The organism is Novosphingobium rosa NBRC 15208 (assembly GCF_001598555.1).
GTDB lineage: Bacteria > Pseudomonadota > Alphaproteobacteria > Sphingomonadales > Sphingomonadaceae > Novosphingobium > Novosphingobium rosa.
Genome location: NZ_BCZE01000031.1, coordinates 21,938 through 40,350 on the forward strand (window position 1 = coordinate 21,938; position 18,413 = coordinate 40,350).

Genomic DNA, 18,413 nt, shown 5'->3' on the forward strand with positions numbered 1-18,413 from the left:
GTATGTCAGCCATGCGCGAAACCGGTGCACAGGGCGCTCACCGCTCCACCTGCGCCAGAAAGCCGCGCAGGGCGGGCAGCAGCAACTCGGGTGACTGGATCGCCATGAAATGGCCGGTCTCCAGCGCGATAAAGCGGCCTTGCGCCATATGCCGCGCCAGCGCCTCGCCCTGGGCCAGCGGACGCGCGGGATAGAGCGCCGCGCCCGCCACCAGCACCGGGCAGCGCACGGCCGCCACGATGGGGGCGAAATCGGTGGTGGCGATCATCCGCAAGGTGGCGGCCAGCGACACCGGATCGGCGGAGAGCTGCAAGGCCCTGAACCGGTCCAGCCGCGCGGCATCGTGGCGGATCGCGTCGGGATAGATGTCACGCATGTCGCCCAGCAGGGCCCGCATACCGGTGCGCTCGATCCGCGCCGCCTGCGCCAGCGTTGCCGCACGCGCCTCTGGCGGCACGCCCACGGCGGGCGAAAGCGCCATCACCCCGCGCACCCGTTCGGGCCAGCGCGCGGCGAAACGCAGCGCAATCGCTCCGCCCACCGCGCCGCCGACCAGCACCACCGGCCCGCGCAAACCCGAGGCATCGAGCAGATCGCGCAGATCCTCGACCTCATCCTCGATGCCGACCGCGCCATCGATCCGCTCGGACAGGCCGAAGCCGCGCAGATCGTAGCGCAGCACCCGGTGGTCGCGCGCCAGATCGGGCGCCACATCGTCCCAGCCCTCCAGCGTCATGCCCATTTCATGGAGCAGCACCACCGGAGGGCCGGAGACCGGCCCGGCCAAAGCATAGCGCAGGCTGACCCGATCGTTGACCATAAAGCCCTGCCGCGCGCCCGCATCCTGCGCAGCGGCGGAACCAGCGGCAAGGGCAAGCCCCGCCGCCAGCATCAGCCCACGCAAGGTCTGGTCAAGAAAAGCGCGCGGCATGGCCCTTACTTGTCCGCCGTATAGGCCGTGGCGGGGTCGAAGTGGCAGTAGGGTTCGGGGATGAAGGGCCCCTGTGGCGAGGACTTGCCATCATAGCGCCAGATCTTGCCGGGCATCACATAGCCCGGTCGGGCCTGACCGGCGTTCGGCCCGGCGCGCGCGCTGTCACGCCCGGACACGCCGGCCACGCCGGGGCCGCCCTGCTTGGCGTTCATCTCGCGCGCGGTCTGGGTGATCGGGGTGGAGAATTTGGTGTTGAACACCGGATAGACCCGCAGGTGCCAGATCTTCCACTTGCCCTCTTCCTTGGTGAAATCGACGGCATATTTCACCCAGAGCCAGCTGCCGATGTCGTCAGGGCCCTGAATGCTGGGGCCGAAACTGTCCCACACGCCCTTGGCCGTCTTGCCGTCCCCGGCGATCTCGATGATCGGCGAGAACATCGAATGCATATGCAGGATGCCGGGGCGGCGGTCCTCGTCAGGGTCTTCGAAACGGGCCTTCATCGCGGCGATGCCGACGGGGCCGCCCGGCGTCAGCCAGCTGACGCCCTCGGTGTTGAGCGCGAAGAGATTGGCCAGCGTGCCTTCACCGCGCAATGTACCCAAATGGTCATAGCGGCCTACCAGATTCTGGATCTCGTTCAAGGCCACGGCGCGTTCGGCCACCGGCACGGTGCAGTTTTCGGCAGCGGCGGCATGGCTGGCGGCGGGCATCAGCGCGTTTATGGCGGCCAGGCTCAACAGGCCGACCGATCGACCAATGCGTGACGTCATTCCCTCTCTCCCTCGATGCATGCCGGAAACGTTGCCCGACACGGCGGATTGCCAGCCTAGCTATAGCCATCAACCCGGCGGAGGAAATGGGCGCGACGGATCGCTGCGGCACGAAAAATGTAAATTTATATTTGATAACCAGATAGATAATTCATGCCATTCCAATCTGGGCATAGCTGAATCACCACAAACGGGCGACCTCAACCCGCCCGTTCCAGCCTAAGAGCCCTGTAACGCGACAAAAGGCCGTCTCGTCGGCCGGGCGCGCAAGGCATCACAACAGCTGGGAGGGGTTCGCCATGCGGGCGAGGGGACGCTTGGGCACAGTTTTCAACACCGGTGGGATCGCTTGCATCGGGCTGGCGGCAATCGCCCTCGGCGCCGCGGCGGGAGGGGCCCATGCGCAGGCTCCCAACGGATCGCCGCCCGGCCTGCCGCCGGAATACCGAGCCTATCTGGCACAGAGCGGGCTGCATCGCGAGCAACTGGCCCCCCGCCCGGCCCCCGGCTCCCCCCGCGACAGCGCCGACCGCGCCTTTTTCCAGCAGACCCGCAAGCTGGAAGGCACGCCGCGCTGGACGCAGGCGCAGGCCGATGCGGGCAAGGGCGTGCTCAAGGCCTTCGCCTGCGCCGCCGGGACCACGCTGAGCGCGGAGAATGCGCCTCGTCTGGTCAAGCTGCTCTCGCGCTATCGCACCGATATGATCACCCTGACCCGCATCGCCCCGCAGGAGGCCCAGCGCCCCTATCAGCGTGACAAGGGCGCCGTCTGCCTGACCGACAAGGCGCTGACGATGGCCGGGAACACACCCTCGATCCAGTCGGCCTGGGCCTGGACCATCGGCCTAATCCTTGGCGAGGCCCTGCCCGCCCGCGGCGATGCGCTGATGGCCCGCGCCCGCTCTTATGGTGACAGCGCCGCCATCTGCGGTTTCGCCAGCGTCAGCGAGGTGATGGCCGGGCGCGATCTGGCCGGGCCTCTGCTGGCCCGCGCCCGCGCCGAAGCGGAATTCCGCACCGATCTTGCCGCCGCCCAGCAGGAGGTCGCCCATGTGGCGGCTCAAGGCAGCGCCCCGGCGGAAGGCTGCGCGGCGGAAGCCGAAGCAACGGCAGGCTCGGTGCTCTGACGCCCCGGCCCCAAGCGATACGAAGCCAACCAACAATCAGAGTGCGCCCGCAAACAGGGGCGCACCGCACTCATGGGGAGATGACATGACAATGATCCGCAGGCTTCTGCTGGCGACCACCGCCGCAGCCACCATCATGCCCACGCTGGCCCAGGCCCATGAGGCGCCCGCCGATCCGGCGCAGGCCCCCGGCAAAAGCGATCCCTCGATCCCCGAGATCATCGTGACGGGTTCGCGCCTGACCAACCCCAATTTCACCTCGCCCACCCCGGTGCAGACGGTCACCGCCGAGCAGATCAAGCAGCGCGCACCGGTGCAGATCTCCGATGTCATCAATGAAATGCCCGCCATGCGCGTCAGCCGCTCGGCGGCGGGCAGCGGGCGCGTGGCCGATCAGCAATCGGGCGTGCAGTCGCTGACCGATCTGCGCGGGCTGGGCGATGTGCGCACGCTCACGCTGGTCAACGGGCATCGCCATGTCGGCACGGTGGCGACCGGCTCCTTCGACACCAACATGATCCCCGTCGGCCTGATCGAGCGGGTGGATGTGGTGACGGGCGGCGCCTCGGCGGCCTATGGTTCGGATGCGGTGGCGGGCGTGGTCAACTTCATCCTGAAGGACCATATGAAGGGCATCACCGCCAGCGTGCAGAGCGGGTTGACCGAGCGCGGCGATGGCCAGCAATTCGGCATCAATCTGGCGGGCGGCACCGGTTTCGCCGAAGGGCGCGGCCATATCATCGCCGGTTTCGACTGGGGCAGCACGCTGGGCGTGGGCAACATCTACAGCCGCTACAGCCAGGAGCAGGGGCTGCTCGCCACATCGGCGGCGCAGCGCAGCGCGCTGGGCCTGCCCGCGCAGGTCTTCGCCAGCGGGGTGGAGCTGGCCAATGTCACGGCGGGCGGGCTGATCACCACGCGGGCCAGCAACGGCAACCTCTACACCTTCGATCCGGCGGGCAATGCTTCGGTGTTCAACCAGGGCACCGTTTTCGGCAGCGGCACCAGCGCGCAGATGACCGGCTCCACCGCCAATCAGGGCTACAGCCCCTACAGCTTCTTCCAGCTGCAGAACAAGAATTCGCGGATCGTCGCCTATGGCCGCGCAGCCTACGACATCACCGACAGCTGGCAAGCCTATGCCGAGCTGAACTATGCCCATACCAGCCTGCCCGCGCAGCTCACCTCCAGCTATCTGACGGCCTTTCAGGTGCCCACCAGCAGCCTGCCCGCTTCGGTGCGCGCGCTGTATACGGGCACCAATGTCTCGGTGGGCCGCATCATGACCGAGAATGGCGGCGGCAACCTGACGTGGCAGAACCTGGACATGCATGACATGGTCGGCGGGATCAAAGGCGGCTTCGGCAAGTGGAAGGTCGATGTCTATGGCCAGCACGGCTGGACGCATCAGGATTTCAACACCACCGGCCTGGTGACCTCGGCGCTCTACAAGGCGGTCTATGGCTGCAACGGCACGTCCAGCAATCCCAACCTGTCGGCGCTGCTGATCAGCCAGCTCAACCTTTATGAAAGCACCACCGGCAAGAGCTGCGTGGCGTTCAACCCCTTTGGCACCAACAACAGCGCCGCCGCGCTGAACTATATCTACAACAATCAGCATCAGGATACGACGATCACCAAGGATGTCGTCTCCGCCAGCCTGTCTGGCACGCCGGTGACCTTGTGGGCGGGCGATGTCTCGGTGGCGCTGGGCGGCGAATGGCGCAAGGACAAGCTGACCGTCACCAGCGATGCGCTGGGCAATGCCAGCATCTATTCGGTGGGCAATTTCACCACCTATGGCGGGCAGCAGACGGTGAAGGAGGGCTTTCTGGAAGTCGGCGTGCCGCTGGCGAAAGACCTGCCCTTCGCCAAATCGGTGAGCGTGGATGGCGCGGTGCGCCGCACCGACTATTCGCTTTCGGGCGCGGTCACCACCTGGAAGGCGGGCGGCGTGTGGGAGCCCGCCAAGGGCCTGCGCCTGCGCGCCACATGGTCACGCGATATCCGCGCGCCCAATCTCAACGAGCTGTATTTCCTGGGCGGAGCGCTGCCCACCTCCACCACCAACAACATTCCCGGCACCTTCGGCTATGGCGTGACGGGCACCAGCAACATCTATGCTGCGGGCAACACCGCGCTCAAGCCGGAAAAGGCCAACACCTTCACCGGGGGCGCCACGCTGGCGCTGACCAGCGGACCGCTGCGGGGGCTGCGCCTCGCCGTGGATTACTACAACATCCGCATCAATGGCGCGATCACCCGCCTCTCCGCCGCCCAGACCCAGAGCGTCTGCGCCACCGCCATCGCCGGTGGGGCCACCACCTGCCCGGGCATCACCTTCAACACCATCGCGGGCGGCAACGGCATCACCTCGGCAGGCAATCTGACCTACAATCTCAACGAGCTGAAATCCGAGGGGATCGACTTCGACGCCGCCTATCGCGTGCCGGACCTTGGCATCCCCGGCCATTTCGAACTGCATGGATCGGCCAATTACGCCATCCACCTGCAGCAGTTCCTCACGCTGATCCGCCCGCAGCCCTTCGAGACCGCCGGTTCGGCACAAGGCGTGCCCAAGTGGTCCGCCACGGCGACGCTCAGCTATGTGCTGGGCAAGTCGGGCATCGATTTGCAGCTGCGCGGCTTCACCGGCGTAAAGTATGACACGCTCAGCGCCTATACGCTGACCGGCGGCACCACCAATGGCGCCACGCTGGTGGATCCCACCGACGCAGGTTACGTCAACACCAACGCCAATTCGATCAACAACAACCGCCTGCCCGGCATGGTCTACACCAACCTGTCATGGCATGTGGGCGTGGGGAAGAATTTCCAGATCTTCGGCGTGGTCAACAATGTGTTCGACCGTTCGCCGCCGCTTTACGCCGTGGTGGCGGTGACCAGCGGCAGCCGCAACCTCAATTACGATATCCTTGGCCGGTCCTACAAGATCGGCGTGCGCACGACGTTCTGACCGGTCCACCACCGTTCCGGGCGACTGTCCCGGTGTCGCATCTCGCGGCACCGGGATTTTTCGTGCAACGCGGCGGTGATTACTTCGCCTTGATATCCTTCGTCGCCATGATGGTGTTGACCAGCTGATCGAGATCGCCGGGCTTGACCTGAGTCTGGGCCGGCATCACCGCCGGGCCCCAATGGCCCTTGGCGCCCTTCACGATGGCATCCTTCACCTGCTGCACCCCCGCCGCGCCATTGGGCGCGTAGGCGGTGGCAATGTCCCGCATCGCCGGGCCGACCCGCGCATAATCCGCGCCGTGGCAAAAGTGGCAACCATGCGCCACCAGCTGCTTGTTCATCGCCAGATAGGGGTCACGTTCCTGCTGCGCGAAGGAGCCATCCGCACGCGCCATGGGCACGGCGAGCGCGCCTGCCAGTGCCAGAAATCCTCCACTCATCGCCAGCTTGCCGATTGCAGGCATATCAGCTTTTCCTTTTCCCGAAATTCCCCGCGTTTTCGTGAGGATACCGCCAATTTCCTAGGGCAGATTGCACTTCCGGTCCAGAAAATTATCGCTATAGAGAATATACACAAACGGGAGAAGACGATGACTCTGCCTGACAGGCCCGATCGCGGGATGAAACGCCGCACCGCCCTCAAAACCCTGGCCGGAACGGGGGTCGCCATGGCCACCGGCTCGCTGCTGGTGGCCTGCAACGGCAAGGGCGAACCGCTGAGTGACAGCACCAAGCTGGCGCTCAACAATGCGGTGCAGGGCAAGGTCTATTGGCGCGGCGACGAGGCCTATGAAACCGCGCGCGGCGCCACCTGCTATCGCGCCAACAAGCCCAAGCGCTTTCCGCAGGTCATCGTCCAGCCCACCAATGACAAGGACGTGATCGCCGCCGTCAAATTCGCCAAAGAACATGGGCTGAAGGTCACCACGCGCTCGGGTGGGCACAGCTGGGCCTCGGCGCATATCCGCGACGACTGCCTGCTGATCGACATGGGCCGCATGCAGGAGGTCACCATCGACGAAAAAGCGCAGACGCTCTGGGTCAATCCCGGCGTCATCGGCTCGGTCATCAACCAGCAGCTGGCGCCCTACGATCTGATCGTGCCCACCGCGCATCACCCCTCGCCGGGGATCGGCGGCTTCTGCATGAATGGCGGCTTCGGCTGGAATTCGCGCCTGTGGGGCAATGGCGCGCGCCATGTGCTGGCCATCGATATCGTGACGGCGGATGGCGAGCTGATCCGTGCCGATCCCACCCAGAACACAGATTTCTACTGGGCCGCACGCGGCGGCGGCGCGGGTTTCTTCGGCGTCATCACCCGCATGCAGCTGCAGGCCCGCCCCCGCCCCAAGGTGTGGAAGGCCACCGTCTACAGCTTTGACGATGCCGCCGCCGTCTTCGACGATGTGATGACCTGGGCCTGCAACATCGTGCCCAGGGTGCCGCCCCATCTCGAACTGGTGATGACCACCACCTCCAACAAGCGCGATACCGGCGAGCCCTGCCCCCCGCGCATCTCCATCGCCGCGCTGGCGCTGACCGATGACGAGGCGCAGGCCGATGAGGCGCTGGCCCTGCTGGACAGCGTCCCGCACCGCGACAAGGCCGATTTCAAGGTGGAAAAAGCGCCCACCACGCTGGAAGACCGCTATCAGAGCGGCTTCAAGGCCGACCCGGCCGGCATGCGCTTCGCCGCCGACAACATGTACACCGACACGCCCACCGAAAAGCTGGTGCCGCGCCTGCGCAAGGTGTTCCTCGAACAGCCCACGCCGCATACGCATACCTTCTGGTTCGCATGGGGGCCCTGCAAGCCCTTCCCCAAGGATATGGCGCTCTCGATGCAGGGGCCGATCTATGTCGGCACCTACACGCTATGGACCGACCCGGCCCAGGACGAGCTGATGGAGGCTTGGCCCCCCACGCGGATGAAGGAACTGGCCGACCTGTCACTGGGCGGGCAGCTCAATGACGAAAACATGCTGCACCATCCGCAGCGCTATTTCACCGATGAGGCGTGGGCCAAGTATGAGGCTTTGAAAAAGCGGCACGATCCTGAGGGTCGGTTCGAGGGATTCCTTGGAAAGCCGATGCCGGTTTAGAAGAAAAGTTTTAGGTGCGAGGGTGTTACACCCTCGCGCTCCCATGAATGTCTACGTTGCGCATCGGGTTCGGCCTTGCACTCAATTTGCCGCGCCGCAGACAATAAATGATGGTGCGGCTCTCCGGAATTTCATGCCTGCGGCGCCCTAAGCTGCGCAGGTGGAGAGGTTAAGCGCTACCTTTCGGCGCCACTGCCATGTCTTCGGGAAACCTTATCGGCGCGCGAAGGCACGAAGCATCTTTCTTGAGAGATGCGGCCAACAAAAACGTTCCCCTCGCTTTATTCCTTCTCTTCTGCCTTGCCCCACAACCACCAACACATCCTCCCCCACGCCCCGCAAAACGCCATGGCAAGCGCCATCGGCCACGCCGTTCCATTCTGCCCCCAGGCCACCGCGCTGGACACCAGAAACCCGCAGCCGAACTGCACCACCCCCAACAGGGAGGATGCGCTACCCGCATCGCGCTGCAGACGGGCCAGAGCGACGGTGGCGCTGTTCGGCAGGATAAAGCCCAGCATCAGCACCATCCCGCCCAGACACAGACCCACGCCCCACGCCCCCAGCAGCGGCGCGCCCAGCATGGCCATCCCCAGCGCGGCATTCATGCTCAGGCCGAAGGTGAGCAGCCGGGTCGAGTCGTAGCGCCCGGCAAGGCGGCGGTTGATCGCGCCGCCCACCAGCATGGCCACCGTCACTGCACTGAAGAGGGCGGTGTAATGGGGCTTGTCGAGGCCGAAGCCGCTCATGAAAGCGCCGGGCGATCCGGTGATGAAGGCAAAGAGCGTGCCCGCCGCCGAGCCCGAAATCAGCGAGGCCAGCGTAAAGCGCGCATGGCTCAGCAGGCGCGTGAAAGCCTCGAGGATGCTGGCGGCGGTGATGTCGCGGTGGCGGCGCTCGGGGGGCAGGGTTTCGGGCAAGCCGAAACAGATCGCGGCCAGAGTGGCCAGCCCCATCAGGGTCAGCATCGCGAAGACCGCACGCCACCCGGCCACCATGATGATGGCCGTGCCCAGCAAGGGGGCGATCAGGGGCGCGATCATGCCGATCAGCGTCAGGGCGGCGAAGGCGCGGGCGAGATCGCCCGCGTCATAGAGGTCGCGCACCACGGCACGGGCCAGCGTCAGGCCACAGGCGCCGCCCAGCGACTGGATCAGGCGCAGCGCGATCATGCCCTGAATGTCTGGCACCAGCGCGATGCAAAGGCTGGCCAGCGTGAAGACGCCGGTGCCCGCCAGCAGCGGGCCTCGCCGTCCGAAGCGGTCGCTGAGCGGGCCGTAGACCAGTTGCCCCGCCGCCAGCCCGAAGAAGAAGACCGAGAGCGTCGCCGCCGTGGCGGAGGCGCTGGCCTTCAGGCTGAAGCGGATGTCAGGCAGCGCCGAGAGATAGGTGTCGGTGGCCAGCGGGCCGAAGGAGGTCAGCAGGGCCAGGATCGAAATCAGACGCCCCTGCCCGGGGCGGGCCACGGCGGGATGGGGCGCGATCTGCGGAGAAGAGTTCATCATGCACATCACCATAAGCAGGGCGGCAAGGCGCGGTAGCGCGCCTGCCGGTAACTCACCTATGCCTTGGCGGGGATGACTGGATCGCGGCGCGCAAAGCGATAGGATGGCAGGCTGGCGAAGGCGGCCAGCGCCACGCACAAGGCCGCGGCGAAGACCGGGCCGATGCCCTGATAGCCGCCGGTGCGGTCATGCAGCAGGCCCATCCCCAGCAGGCCCCCGGCGATCCCCAGATTGGCGAAGCCGAACAGCCTGCCATAGATCGCGCCATAATGCGCCAGACCGAAATAGCGGGCCACCAAATAGGAGAGGATGCTCATTTCCGCGCCCTGCCCCAGCCCCAGCAGCACCGCTCCCGGCATCATCGCGCCGGGCGCACGCCACACATGCAGCAGCATCACGCCCGCCAGAGCCCCGCCGAAAAAGGGCAGCACGATGCGCGGTGAGGCGACGCGATCCAGCACATAACCGGCGCTAAGCTGCCCGATCATCCCGCCGACATAGATCAGCGAAACGCAGGACGCTGCCGTCGCGCCGCTCACCCCGCGCTCGGTCAGCAGGGGGAAGAGATGACCCACCGTGCCCACAATGGCGAAGGGCGCGCAGACCATCGCCGCCGCCAGCTTCCAGAAAATGCCGGTGCACATGGCCTGAGCAGGCGTCGCGCCCTGATGCACGGGCGCGCTTTCGCCGGGCGTCTGCGCGCCGCGCTCGCGCAGCAACAGGAACAGGATCGGCAGCGCCCAGACCGTCACCGCCCCGGCCATGCCCAGATAGGCCATGCGCCAGCCATGCGCCGCGATCAGGGGCTGCACCAGCTGAGGCGTGATCGCCGCCCCCAGCCCAGAGCCGCAGGCGATGGTCAGCCCCGTGACCAGTCCGCGCCGCGCCACGAACCACTGCGCCAGAACCTTGGTGTAGGAGGAGTAGCAATGCACCGCCACGCAGGCCGAAATGCAGGCCGCCAGCGCGATATAGTGCCAAAGCTGGCTCACCAGCATCATCGCCGCATTGGCCAGAGCGAAGAGCATCACCACCGGCAACAGCACCGGCCGCACGCCATAGCGGTCCAGCAGCCGCCCGCCGAAGGGCGAAAGCAGCCCCACCCCGACCGGCGACATCAGCAGAATGGCCGAAACCCCCGCGCGGCTGAGACCGAATTCGGCGGCCAGAGGCTTCATGAACAGCCCCGCCACCGCCGAGACCATGGGCGTGGGCCCCACCGACATGCCCACCAGACAGGCAAAGCCTGCTCCCAGAGCGGGGCGGGTGAATTCGGAGTGGCGCATGGGCTGGCTCATTGATCAGGCTGCTGGATCACCCGCTCATGCGTGATGACCACGCCCACCAGACCGCCCACCACGGCCAGCGCATCATGCAGCCTTTGCCCCGCCGCCGTGGCGCCCTCGCCGGTGTGATCCCAGAGCTCGATCACCCGGTCGATCTCGGGCACCTCGAAGCCGGGCAGGTTGGTCGATCCGGTCACCTCCACCACGCGTGAGCGCACCAGGGCGCCGGGCACCGCCGCATCGGCCAGCGCATCGACCACCTCGCCGCCCCGCGCGAAGCAGATTGCCTTGAAGGCGGGCCGCGCCGCGCCGACACCGGGCGGGCGCACCACATGCTCCTCGACCAGAAAGCCGGTGCGCAGGCCCACGAAATTGGGGCCATCGGTGAACCAGCGCTCGCCCTCGGGCGTGGCCGCCATGCGGGCGACGCCATCCTCCGTCTCGACATGCAACTGGGCAATGCCATCCAGATCGGCGCCGAAGCCGGGATGGCTCACGCCGATCCCCACCGCGCGCCCGGCCAGCACCACCTCATTGGTGACATAGCCGCGCAAGCCCTCGACCGCCTGCGACAGAGGCGCATGCACATTCAGCCAGTGGTCGACATAGTGGCGATGGGTCAGCCCGTCGCGGCGGATCTGCAAGCCGGTGGTCTTGAACATCAGGCCACCTGCTCGGGGATCTTGGCAGCGGTTTCGCGCGCGCCAAACGCCTTGATAAGCCCGAAGGTGGTGGCGCCATGGGCGAACCATGCCTTTGCCTGCGGGGTCTGGATCATCAGCATCTCTTCCTCGGGCGTGTCGAAATAGGCCTGAGCGATGCCTTCCACCTGCGCCATCGCCAGTTCGGCGACGTCTTGCTGGGGCAGTTCCCCCTGCACGACGCAAGGCACGAAACCGCGCAGATAGGGCACCGCAAGGCACATATCGCCATGGCCCACCAACCATTCGTCGAGAAAGGCCTGCTTGTCGGCAAAGCGCGCGTGGCGCGTGAGAAAGGCATTGTTGCGCGCGGGCGGCCGAGCGGCCGGCACCGGCATGATCGCCCGCTCCTCGATCACCAGCGTTTTGGCCGCGCCCACCACCGCCGCGCGGCCCTGCCGCCAGCTCTGGCCTGCCGGGCTGGCGAGCAAGGCCGCGTAAGCCGCTTCATCCTGACACCAGATTTCCACAAAGGCATCGACATCCGCCGGAATCTCCAGCTGCACAATGTCCTTGCGGGCGGGCAGCGGCAGGGCCTCCTGCACCGTATAGCCCGGCACGCCCGGCGCTCCGGCCAGCGCGGCGGCGGCCTGTGTCAGCCCGGCAAGGCACGCGTCATGATCCACGCCGTCGCGACGGCGCAGCAGTTCAAACATCTTGAGCATGAACGGTCTCCGGTCAGAATTTTCCGGTCAGGCGCACGCCGAAGGTGCGCGGCGGGTCCAGCGTGGCGGAGCGGGCATTGGCCACATCGCTGACGGGGCGGAAGAAGGTGCCCAGCGCCGTCTGCCCGCCCGAGCCCACGCCCACCACCGCCTTGTTGGTCAGGTTCTGGACGAAGGCCTGCACGCTGATCCGGTCGTTGGGGGCATGCCAGGTCACATCCAGATCCAGCTTGGCATAGGCGTTGCGGATGTCGCCCGGGGTCAGCAGCGCGGGATCGATGATGCGCAGCACCGCGCGGCTTTCGTAATGGACATGGGCGGCCGCCACGAAGCGCGCGCCGCTGCTCATGCGGAAGGTGTGGTCGTAATTGCCGCTGATCGTCCAGGCGGGCAGATTGTTGCGCGGCAGATTGTACTGCGGCACCAGCACCGAGGTGTTGACCGTGGCGACCGGCGGCGTGGTGTCATACTTGCCCTTGGTCCACAGCACATCGACACCGATATGGTCGTCACGCGTGACCAGCGCCTGCGCATCCACTTCGGCGCCATAGAGATTGCCGTTGAAGTTGGAGGGATAGCTGGTCTGGCCGATGGCGATGCCGTTGAGATAATAGAGCTGCAGCTGGCTGACCTGCTGATCCTGGTAGCGCCAGTAGAAGCCCGAGGCATTGATCTGCAGCTTGCCGTTCATGAACCGGTTCTTGGAGCCGATTTCATAGGCTGTCAGATGCTCGGGCTTGTAGTTGTTCTGCGTGCCCACGGTGAAACCGCCCGCGCGAAAACCGGTGCGCACCGTGGCATACAGCAGCGAGCCCGGGCGCGGATCAAACTCCAGCCCCACCTTCCAGCTGGTGTTGTTGTCGCTGTAATGGCCGCCATTGGCCACCACGCAGAAATTGCTGGGGAAGTAATATTTGCCCTGGAACAGCACCGGCGCCGCCGGTGTCGCCCCGGTATAGCACGTGCCGCCCGCCCCGGTGATCGTGCTGACATCGCTGGCGGCAAGACCGCTGGCGGTGGTGTAGCCGTCCTGGCTCTTGACCTCATGGGTGAAGCGCAGGCCGCCGTTCAGGCGCAGATGCTCGGTGAAGGAATAGGTCGCATCGGCGAAGGCGGCCAGATTGGCATCCTTCAGATTGGGCGTGACCAGCAGGGCATAGCCGCTGCTTTGCAGATTGTTCTGAAAAGCGTTCTGCTTCTCGTTGAAATAGAAGCCGCCCAGCGTCCAGCGGAACGGCCCGCTGCCCGCCGAGGACAGCCGCGCCTCCAGCGAGAACTGATCGGCATAGGTCAGGTTGGAGAACAGCAGACCGTTGGAATAGGTGTTGTAGTCGATCTTGGTGTGCACATAGGCGGGTTGAACCGTGAGGTTCGCCCAGGGCATGGCGTAATTGACCTCGCTGGAGAGGATGATCTGATCGGCATTGTTATGCCCGTCCGCGCCATAGACCGAGGTGCTGCCATAGCCGGTCGGCCCGGTGTTGGTGAAGCCCAGCGGATTGCTGACCGCATTGACCCCGCCCACCGAGGTCGCGGCGAAAGAGGGGCACAGCAGCTGGTTGGAGCAGCTGCCCGCGGCGCCCAGACCGAACCATGGGTTCTTGGGATCGATCCACTGCTGGGTGGAGCTCATGTAATAGCGCCAGGTGCTGTAGGGCCCCTTCGCGCGGTTGAAATAGGCATCGGCGAACAGCAGCACCGAAAGCTTGGGATCGGGCTTCCACAACAGGCTGGCGCGGCCACCGTAATTGTTGGCATCGTCATAGCCATTGGTGAAATAGCCGTCATGATGCGTGGTCTGGAAGGCCACGCGCGCATCCAGCGTGTCGGTCACCGGCGTGTTGAGATAGCCGGTGGTGTTGATCGTGCCGTAATTGCCCAAAGTCAGCGATCCGCCGCCCTCCAGCTTGTCCTTGGGGCGGGCGGGAATGAGGTTGAGCGCGCCGACCGTGGCGTTACGGCCATAGAGCGTGCCCTGCGGGCCTTTCAGCACCTCGACACGCTCGAGATCGTAATAGGAGCTGGTGGCCGAGGTCTGGCGCGCCAGCGGCACGCCGCCATAGTTGAAGGCCATCACCGCATCGGAATATTGCGAGCCCGAACCGCTCGCCAGACCGTAAAGCCCGATATAGGCGTTGGGATTGGCCACGGTCAGCTTCAGCCCCGGCACCGAATCCAGCATGGTACGGCTGTCGCGCACGCCGCCTGCGGCCAGCTGCTCGGCGCCCAGCGCGGTGATGTTGAGCGCCGTCTTCTGAGTCGAGCTGACGCGGCGTTCGGCGGTGACGATGATATCGGCGATGCCGGTCGCTTCCGGCGCTGCGGGCGCCGAGGCCGCAGGCGGCGAAACGGCCTCCTGTGCATCCCCGTCCGCCGCCAAGGCCTGCACAGGCAGGGCCAGAACCGCAAGGATGCTCGACGTTAACAGATGGCTGCGCCCCACAGGCATGGCATTCTTCCCCCAAAGGATTGTGTATGGGAGCCCGTTGATATGGATGGCCCCGATTTATGGGCAAACTTATGTCAAGCGCGCCCCCGCCCCGCTACTACCGTATGGTGAATATCAGCCCTCCCGCAAATCGTCGGAGAGAAGCTAGCCTGCGCCGGTCAGGCCCCCACGCCAGTCTGCAGCGCGGTGTAGAGCGTCGCGATGAAATTGTCGCGATTGTCCGGACCGCCAGGCTGAGGGCTGTGGTCATCGGCCAGCAGCTTGGCGGCCACCACCTCGTCCTTGCTCTTGCCCCGGGCGATCAGCGCCTTGACCTGACCGCGCACCCTTTCCAGCATCGCGACATAGGCCGTCACCTCCGCCTTGTTGGTCAGCCCGCCATGGCCCGGCACGATTTTGGTGCGGGCATCGGCCAGCTTGAGCGCCTGGCGGTAGACCTGCAGATTGCCCTCATAGGAGCCGCATTTGCAGCCCGTGACGGCATCCCACACCGGATATTCGTGGCTGTGATGCAGATCGCCCAGCACCAGCACATTCGCCTTGGGGAAAAAGACCATCGCATCCCCCTCGCCATGAGCGTTGCGCACCGGGATAAAGCGCAGGCTCTGGCCCGGGATCGAAAGGGTCGTCACCTTGTCATAGGTCGTGGTCGGCCAGCCCGCCTTGTCGATGGGTGGACGCTGCGTGCCGTCGCCGCCGGTGAAGGGCTGTTGCATCGCTCCGGCTGCCAGGCTGGTGGAGACGATCCGCGCCCCCTTGCCCGCATAGATGGCATTGCCCGCCGTGTGATCGAGATGGGCATGGGTGTTCACCAGCAGCTTGACCGGTCTGGGCGTCACCGCCTCCACCGATGCGACCAGTTTCGCCGGATCGTTGAACAGGCTGTCGATCAGAATCGCGCCATCGGCGCCAACCGCCAGCACGGCGTTGGACCCGGCGGAAAGCTGATAGAGCCCGCCGCCGATTGCGGTCGTGGTGATCGGCCCCTTGAAGGCATTGACGCCGGTTTGCGCCCAACCCGGCGCAGCGGCAAGGGCAGCGGCAAGGGCGAAAGCGGTCGCGGCGAGCAGGCGACGGGTTGCAGGCATCATGGCTCGTTCTCCCTTAAAAATCATGGTCGGAGGTATCAGACCGGCTCAGCCGCTTCCAACGATGCAGGCTGTATAAGAGCTATGCCGATGGCGGGCGGGGCGGAGCCTGATCGCACCCGCCCCGTGATTGCCGTCAGAACTTGGCGGTGAACGTCACGCCATAGGTGCGCGGATCGGCGGCTTCGAAATTGACGTTGGTGAGATTGTACGTGCCGAAGATCGGCACCGTATTGGTGTAGCCGGTGGGCACGGTGATGCTCTGCAGCGTGCCGACATTGCCGATGTTGCGCACATAGGCGGTCAGCCCCCAAGTGCCCTTGGCCGGGTTGAAGGCCAGCGTGGCGTTCACCTTCATAAAGGCGGGCTGGCGGAACCATCCGGCCTTCAGCACATCGCTGTTGGAGGGTATGGCCAGATTGCTCTCGGTCTCGAAATGGCCATCGACCGAGGCGACAACATTGCCCAGGCGGCGCCCCTGCCCGCCGACCTCGAAGACATGCGAATAGCCCGGCGAGATCGTCCAGTTGGGTGAGCGCGGCAGGGCGAAACCCTTCAACTGCTGCCCCAGCATCAGCGTCGCCGCCGTGCCGCCCGCCAGATTGACCGTGCGGAAGCGGGCATTGAGGTAGGAGACATTCATGGTGAAACGGTCATGCTCGGACAGGATCAGCGTGCTTTCCAGATCCATGCCGAAGGTGCGCGCCCGCGCCGCATTGGCGGTGGTGGTGGTGGTGTAATCCGGATCGATGGTGCGCGTGGTATAGCCCAGATTGGCGGTGGGGCTGAAAACCTGCGCGGCATAGCTGAACTGGTAATCGCGGTAATCGTAGTAATAGGCGCTGACATTCAGGCGCCAGTGGTGGTTGAGCAAATCATTCTTGGTTCCGATCTCGTAGGAGGTCAGACTTTCCGGCTTGAAGGTGTTGGTGAATCCGGGGTTGAGAAGACCTGTGCTGGCGGAAGGAATGTTGATGAAGCCGCCGCTCTTGAAACCGGTGGACACCAGCGCATAGACATTCGATGTCGGCGAAAGATCATATTGCGCCGAAATCTTGTAATCCAGACGGCTGTTGGTCATTTTCCCGGCAGGCACCGAGAAGAACACACGGTTGCCCGTAGGGGTGGCGGCGCTCCACAAGCCATTGTTGGTGGTGGTGCCCGCCACCCCATTGTCCAGCAGGTAATACAGCGTGGTGTTGATCGGCGTGCCGTTCAGCGTGCTGCTGCCGGAGGTGGCGCAGGTGCTGGTCTGGATCGCATTGGCGACGCATTGATTGCCGACCTGATCGTTGCGGATCTTGCGCTCGGTGGTGTAGCGCAGCCCCGCCGTCACGCGGAAGCGATCGGTGACGGGATAGGTGATCTGGCCGAAACCGGCGAAATCGCGCACCTCGCGATGCGGGCTGGAGCTGCTGTAAAAGGCGGGCGGAGCGATGCCCGCATCCACCACGCTGGTGGCCGGAACAGCGGTGGCGGACAGCACCGTGGTGCGCGCGAGCGTGGTGTAGCCGGTGCCGCTCTGCTGATTGACGCCGGTATCCTCCTTGTTTTCCAGATAATAGCCGCCGACCATCCATTTGATCCGCGCGCCGGGATTGGACGACAGGCGCAGCTCCAGCGTCTTCTGGTCCTGACGCGAGATTTCCTTGCCATTGGTGGAGGCCAGCGCGGTGGCGATGCCGTTCGGATTGGCGTAACCGGAGTCCGTCGCCTGAGACAGGCGGGTCATATAGGTCGCGATGCTGAAAGTGTTCGATTCCAGCTGATAGCGCGATTTGTTGTAAGTCGGCTGAAGATAGAGCTGGGCGAAACCAAGATTGGCGGTGATATCGGCATAGTAATTGCCGTTTTTGAAGGTACGAAAGCCCGTCGAGGGATTGGGCGAGGTCCAATAGCCCAGCGGAAAACGGATCGGGCTGGTCAGATCGATCAACCCGCTGGAGGATTGCTGCTGGCCAAGACCGGTCTGCGCCGCGTAATCGGCTGTCAGGATGATCTTGACATCGTTGCTCGGCTCCCACAGCAGGCGCCCGCGACCGCCCAGCACATGGCTGTCACTGCCGCCGTTCGACAGGTAACCATGCCGCCTTTCGCCCGAGAAAGCGCCGCGCAGGGCGATGGTTTGGGTGATGGGAATGTTGACCATCGCCTGCCCCGCCACCAGCCCGTAATTGCCGGTTTCCAGCGTGGTGCCGAACTCCAGCTTGTGGCTGGGGTCATTGGAGATGATCGTCACCGATCCGCCCTCGGCATTGCGGCCATTCAGCGTGGAATCGGGGCCCTTGACCACCTCGACCCGGGCGATGTCATAGAACAGGGCGCGGGTGGACTGGGCGCGCTGCTGGAACACGCCATTGAGGCTGACCGTGACCGGGGAATCCTGCCCGAAGACCGGCGCGAAGCCCACGCCGCGGATCGAAACGAAAAAGCCCTGCCCCGAAGCGCCCGTGCCCATCAGTTGCACGCCCGGCGTATCGCGCAGCACTTCGGCCAGCGTGGTCTTGCCTTCCTTGACCATCCGGTCGCCATCGACGGCGGTGATCGTGCCCACGGTCTTTTGCAGATTGGTGCGGAATTTCATGGCGGTCACCACAATGTCATGCAGCGAGACCTTGCCGTCATCGGGTGCATCGCTGTGATTGCCGGTATCGGGCAGCGGCGCGGCAGGCGGCGCATCGGGCCTTGCCTGATCGACCGGCGTCTCCTGAGCCCGCAACGGAGCAGCCGCCATCAGCCCGAACGCCAGCGCGCTCAGGGCACAGCCCATCTTCATCGATGTCATTGTGAAGTCCTCCCCCGGA

The 18,413-nt window shown here is 65.2% G+C and carries 13 protein-coding genes; 3 read left to right on the forward strand and 10 right to left on the reverse strand.

The window, feature by feature from the left end; all coding sequences use genetic code 11:
• Nucleotides 1–37: 37 nt before the first annotated feature.
• Nucleotides 38–931, reverse strand: a complete 894-nt coding sequence (locus SR3_RS12910) for an alpha/beta fold hydrolase (protein WP_068086425.1) — start codon at nt 929–931, stop codon at nt 38–40.
• Between the two features lie 5 nt (nt 932–936).
• Nucleotides 937–1,707, reverse strand: coding sequence for a nuclear transport factor 2 family protein (locus tag SR3_RS12915; protein WP_169805626.1), 771 nt, complete (start codon nt 1,705–1,707; stop codon nt 937–939).
• A gap of 317 nt (nt 1,708–2,024) precedes the next feature.
• Between SR3_RS12915 and SR3_RS12920 the strand changes: the two genes are divergently transcribed.
• Nucleotides 2,025–2,834 (forward strand): phosphatase PAP2 family protein, encoded by an 810-nt coding sequence (locus SR3_RS12920; protein ID WP_068086430.1) that lies wholly within the window; start codon nt 2,025–2,027, stop codon nt 2,832–2,834.
• A gap of 91 nt (nt 2,835–2,925) precedes the next feature.
• Nucleotides 2,926–5,811 carry a TonB-dependent receptor plug domain-containing protein gene (locus SR3_RS12925; RefSeq protein ID WP_068086433.1) on the forward strand — a complete coding sequence of 962 codons (2,886 nt, stop codon included), beginning with the start codon at nt 2,926–2,928 and terminating at the stop codon, nt 5,809–5,811.
• A 79-nt stretch (nt 5,812–5,890) separates the two neighbouring features.
• Here the strand turns inward: SR3_RS12925 and SR3_RS31850 are convergent, their stop codons facing one another.
• Nucleotides 5,891–6,277, reverse strand: coding sequence for a c-type cytochrome (locus SR3_RS31850; protein ID WP_068086435.1), 387 nt, complete (start codon nt 6,275–6,277; stop codon nt 5,891–5,893).
• A 126-nt stretch (nt 6,278–6,403) separates the two neighbouring features.
• Here SR3_RS31850 and SR3_RS12935 point away from each other — a divergent pair, with 126 nt between their 5' ends.
• Nucleotides 6,404–7,915 (forward strand): FAD-binding oxidoreductase, encoded by a 1,512-nt coding sequence (locus SR3_RS12935; protein ID WP_169805627.1) that lies wholly within the window; start codon nt 6,404–6,406, stop codon nt 7,913–7,915.
• 281 nt (nt 7,916–8,196) lie between these two features.
• Here the strand turns inward: SR3_RS12935 and SR3_RS12940 are convergent, their stop codons facing one another.
• From SR3_RS12940 to SR3_RS12970, 7 genes are all read right to left on the reverse strand, one after another.
• Nucleotides 8,197–9,420 carry a multidrug effflux MFS transporter gene (locus SR3_RS12940; RefSeq protein ID WP_169805628.1) on the reverse strand — a complete coding sequence of 408 codons (1,224 nt, stop codon included), beginning with the start codon at nt 9,418–9,420 and terminating at the stop codon, nt 8,197–8,199.
• Nucleotides 9,421–9,476: 56 nt separating this feature from the next.
• A complete protein-coding gene (locus SR3_RS12945) occupies nt 9,477–10,706 on the reverse strand; it encodes an MFS transporter (protein WP_169805629.1) in 1,230 nt (409 codons plus the stop codon).
• A gap of 8 nt (nt 10,707–10,714) precedes the next feature.
• Complete coding sequence (locus SR3_RS12950) at nt 10,715–11,368, reverse strand: EthD domain-containing protein (RefSeq protein ID WP_068086453.1); 654 nt, start codon at nt 11,366–11,368, stop codon at nt 10,715–10,717.
• The gene (locus SR3_RS12955) at nt 11,368–12,072 is read right to left on the reverse strand and encodes a hypothetical protein (RefSeq protein ID WP_068086456.1); all 705 of its coding nucleotides are present in this window, start codon (nt 12,070–12,072) and stop codon (nt 11,368–11,370) included. Before SR3_RS12955 ends, SR3_RS12950 begins: the two co-directional genes overlap by 1 nt.
• A gap of 13 nt (nt 12,073–12,085) precedes the next feature.
• Complete coding sequence (locus SR3_RS12960) at nt 12,086–14,521, reverse strand: TonB-dependent receptor (protein WP_068086459.1); 2,436 nt, start codon at nt 14,519–14,521, stop codon at nt 12,086–12,088.
• 158 nt (nt 14,522–14,679) lie between these two features.
• Complete coding sequence (locus tag SR3_RS12965; RefSeq protein WP_068086462.1) at nt 14,680–15,612, reverse strand: MBL fold metallo-hydrolase; 933 nt, start codon at nt 15,610–15,612, stop codon at nt 14,680–14,682.
• 133 nt (nt 15,613–15,745) lie between these two features.
• The gene (locus SR3_RS12970) at nt 15,746–18,394 is read right to left on the reverse strand and encodes a TonB-dependent receptor (protein ID WP_084455508.1); all 2,649 of its coding nucleotides are present in this window, start codon (nt 18,392–18,394) and stop codon (nt 15,746–15,748) included.
• Between the last annotated feature and the right edge of the window lie 19 nt (nt 18,395–18,413).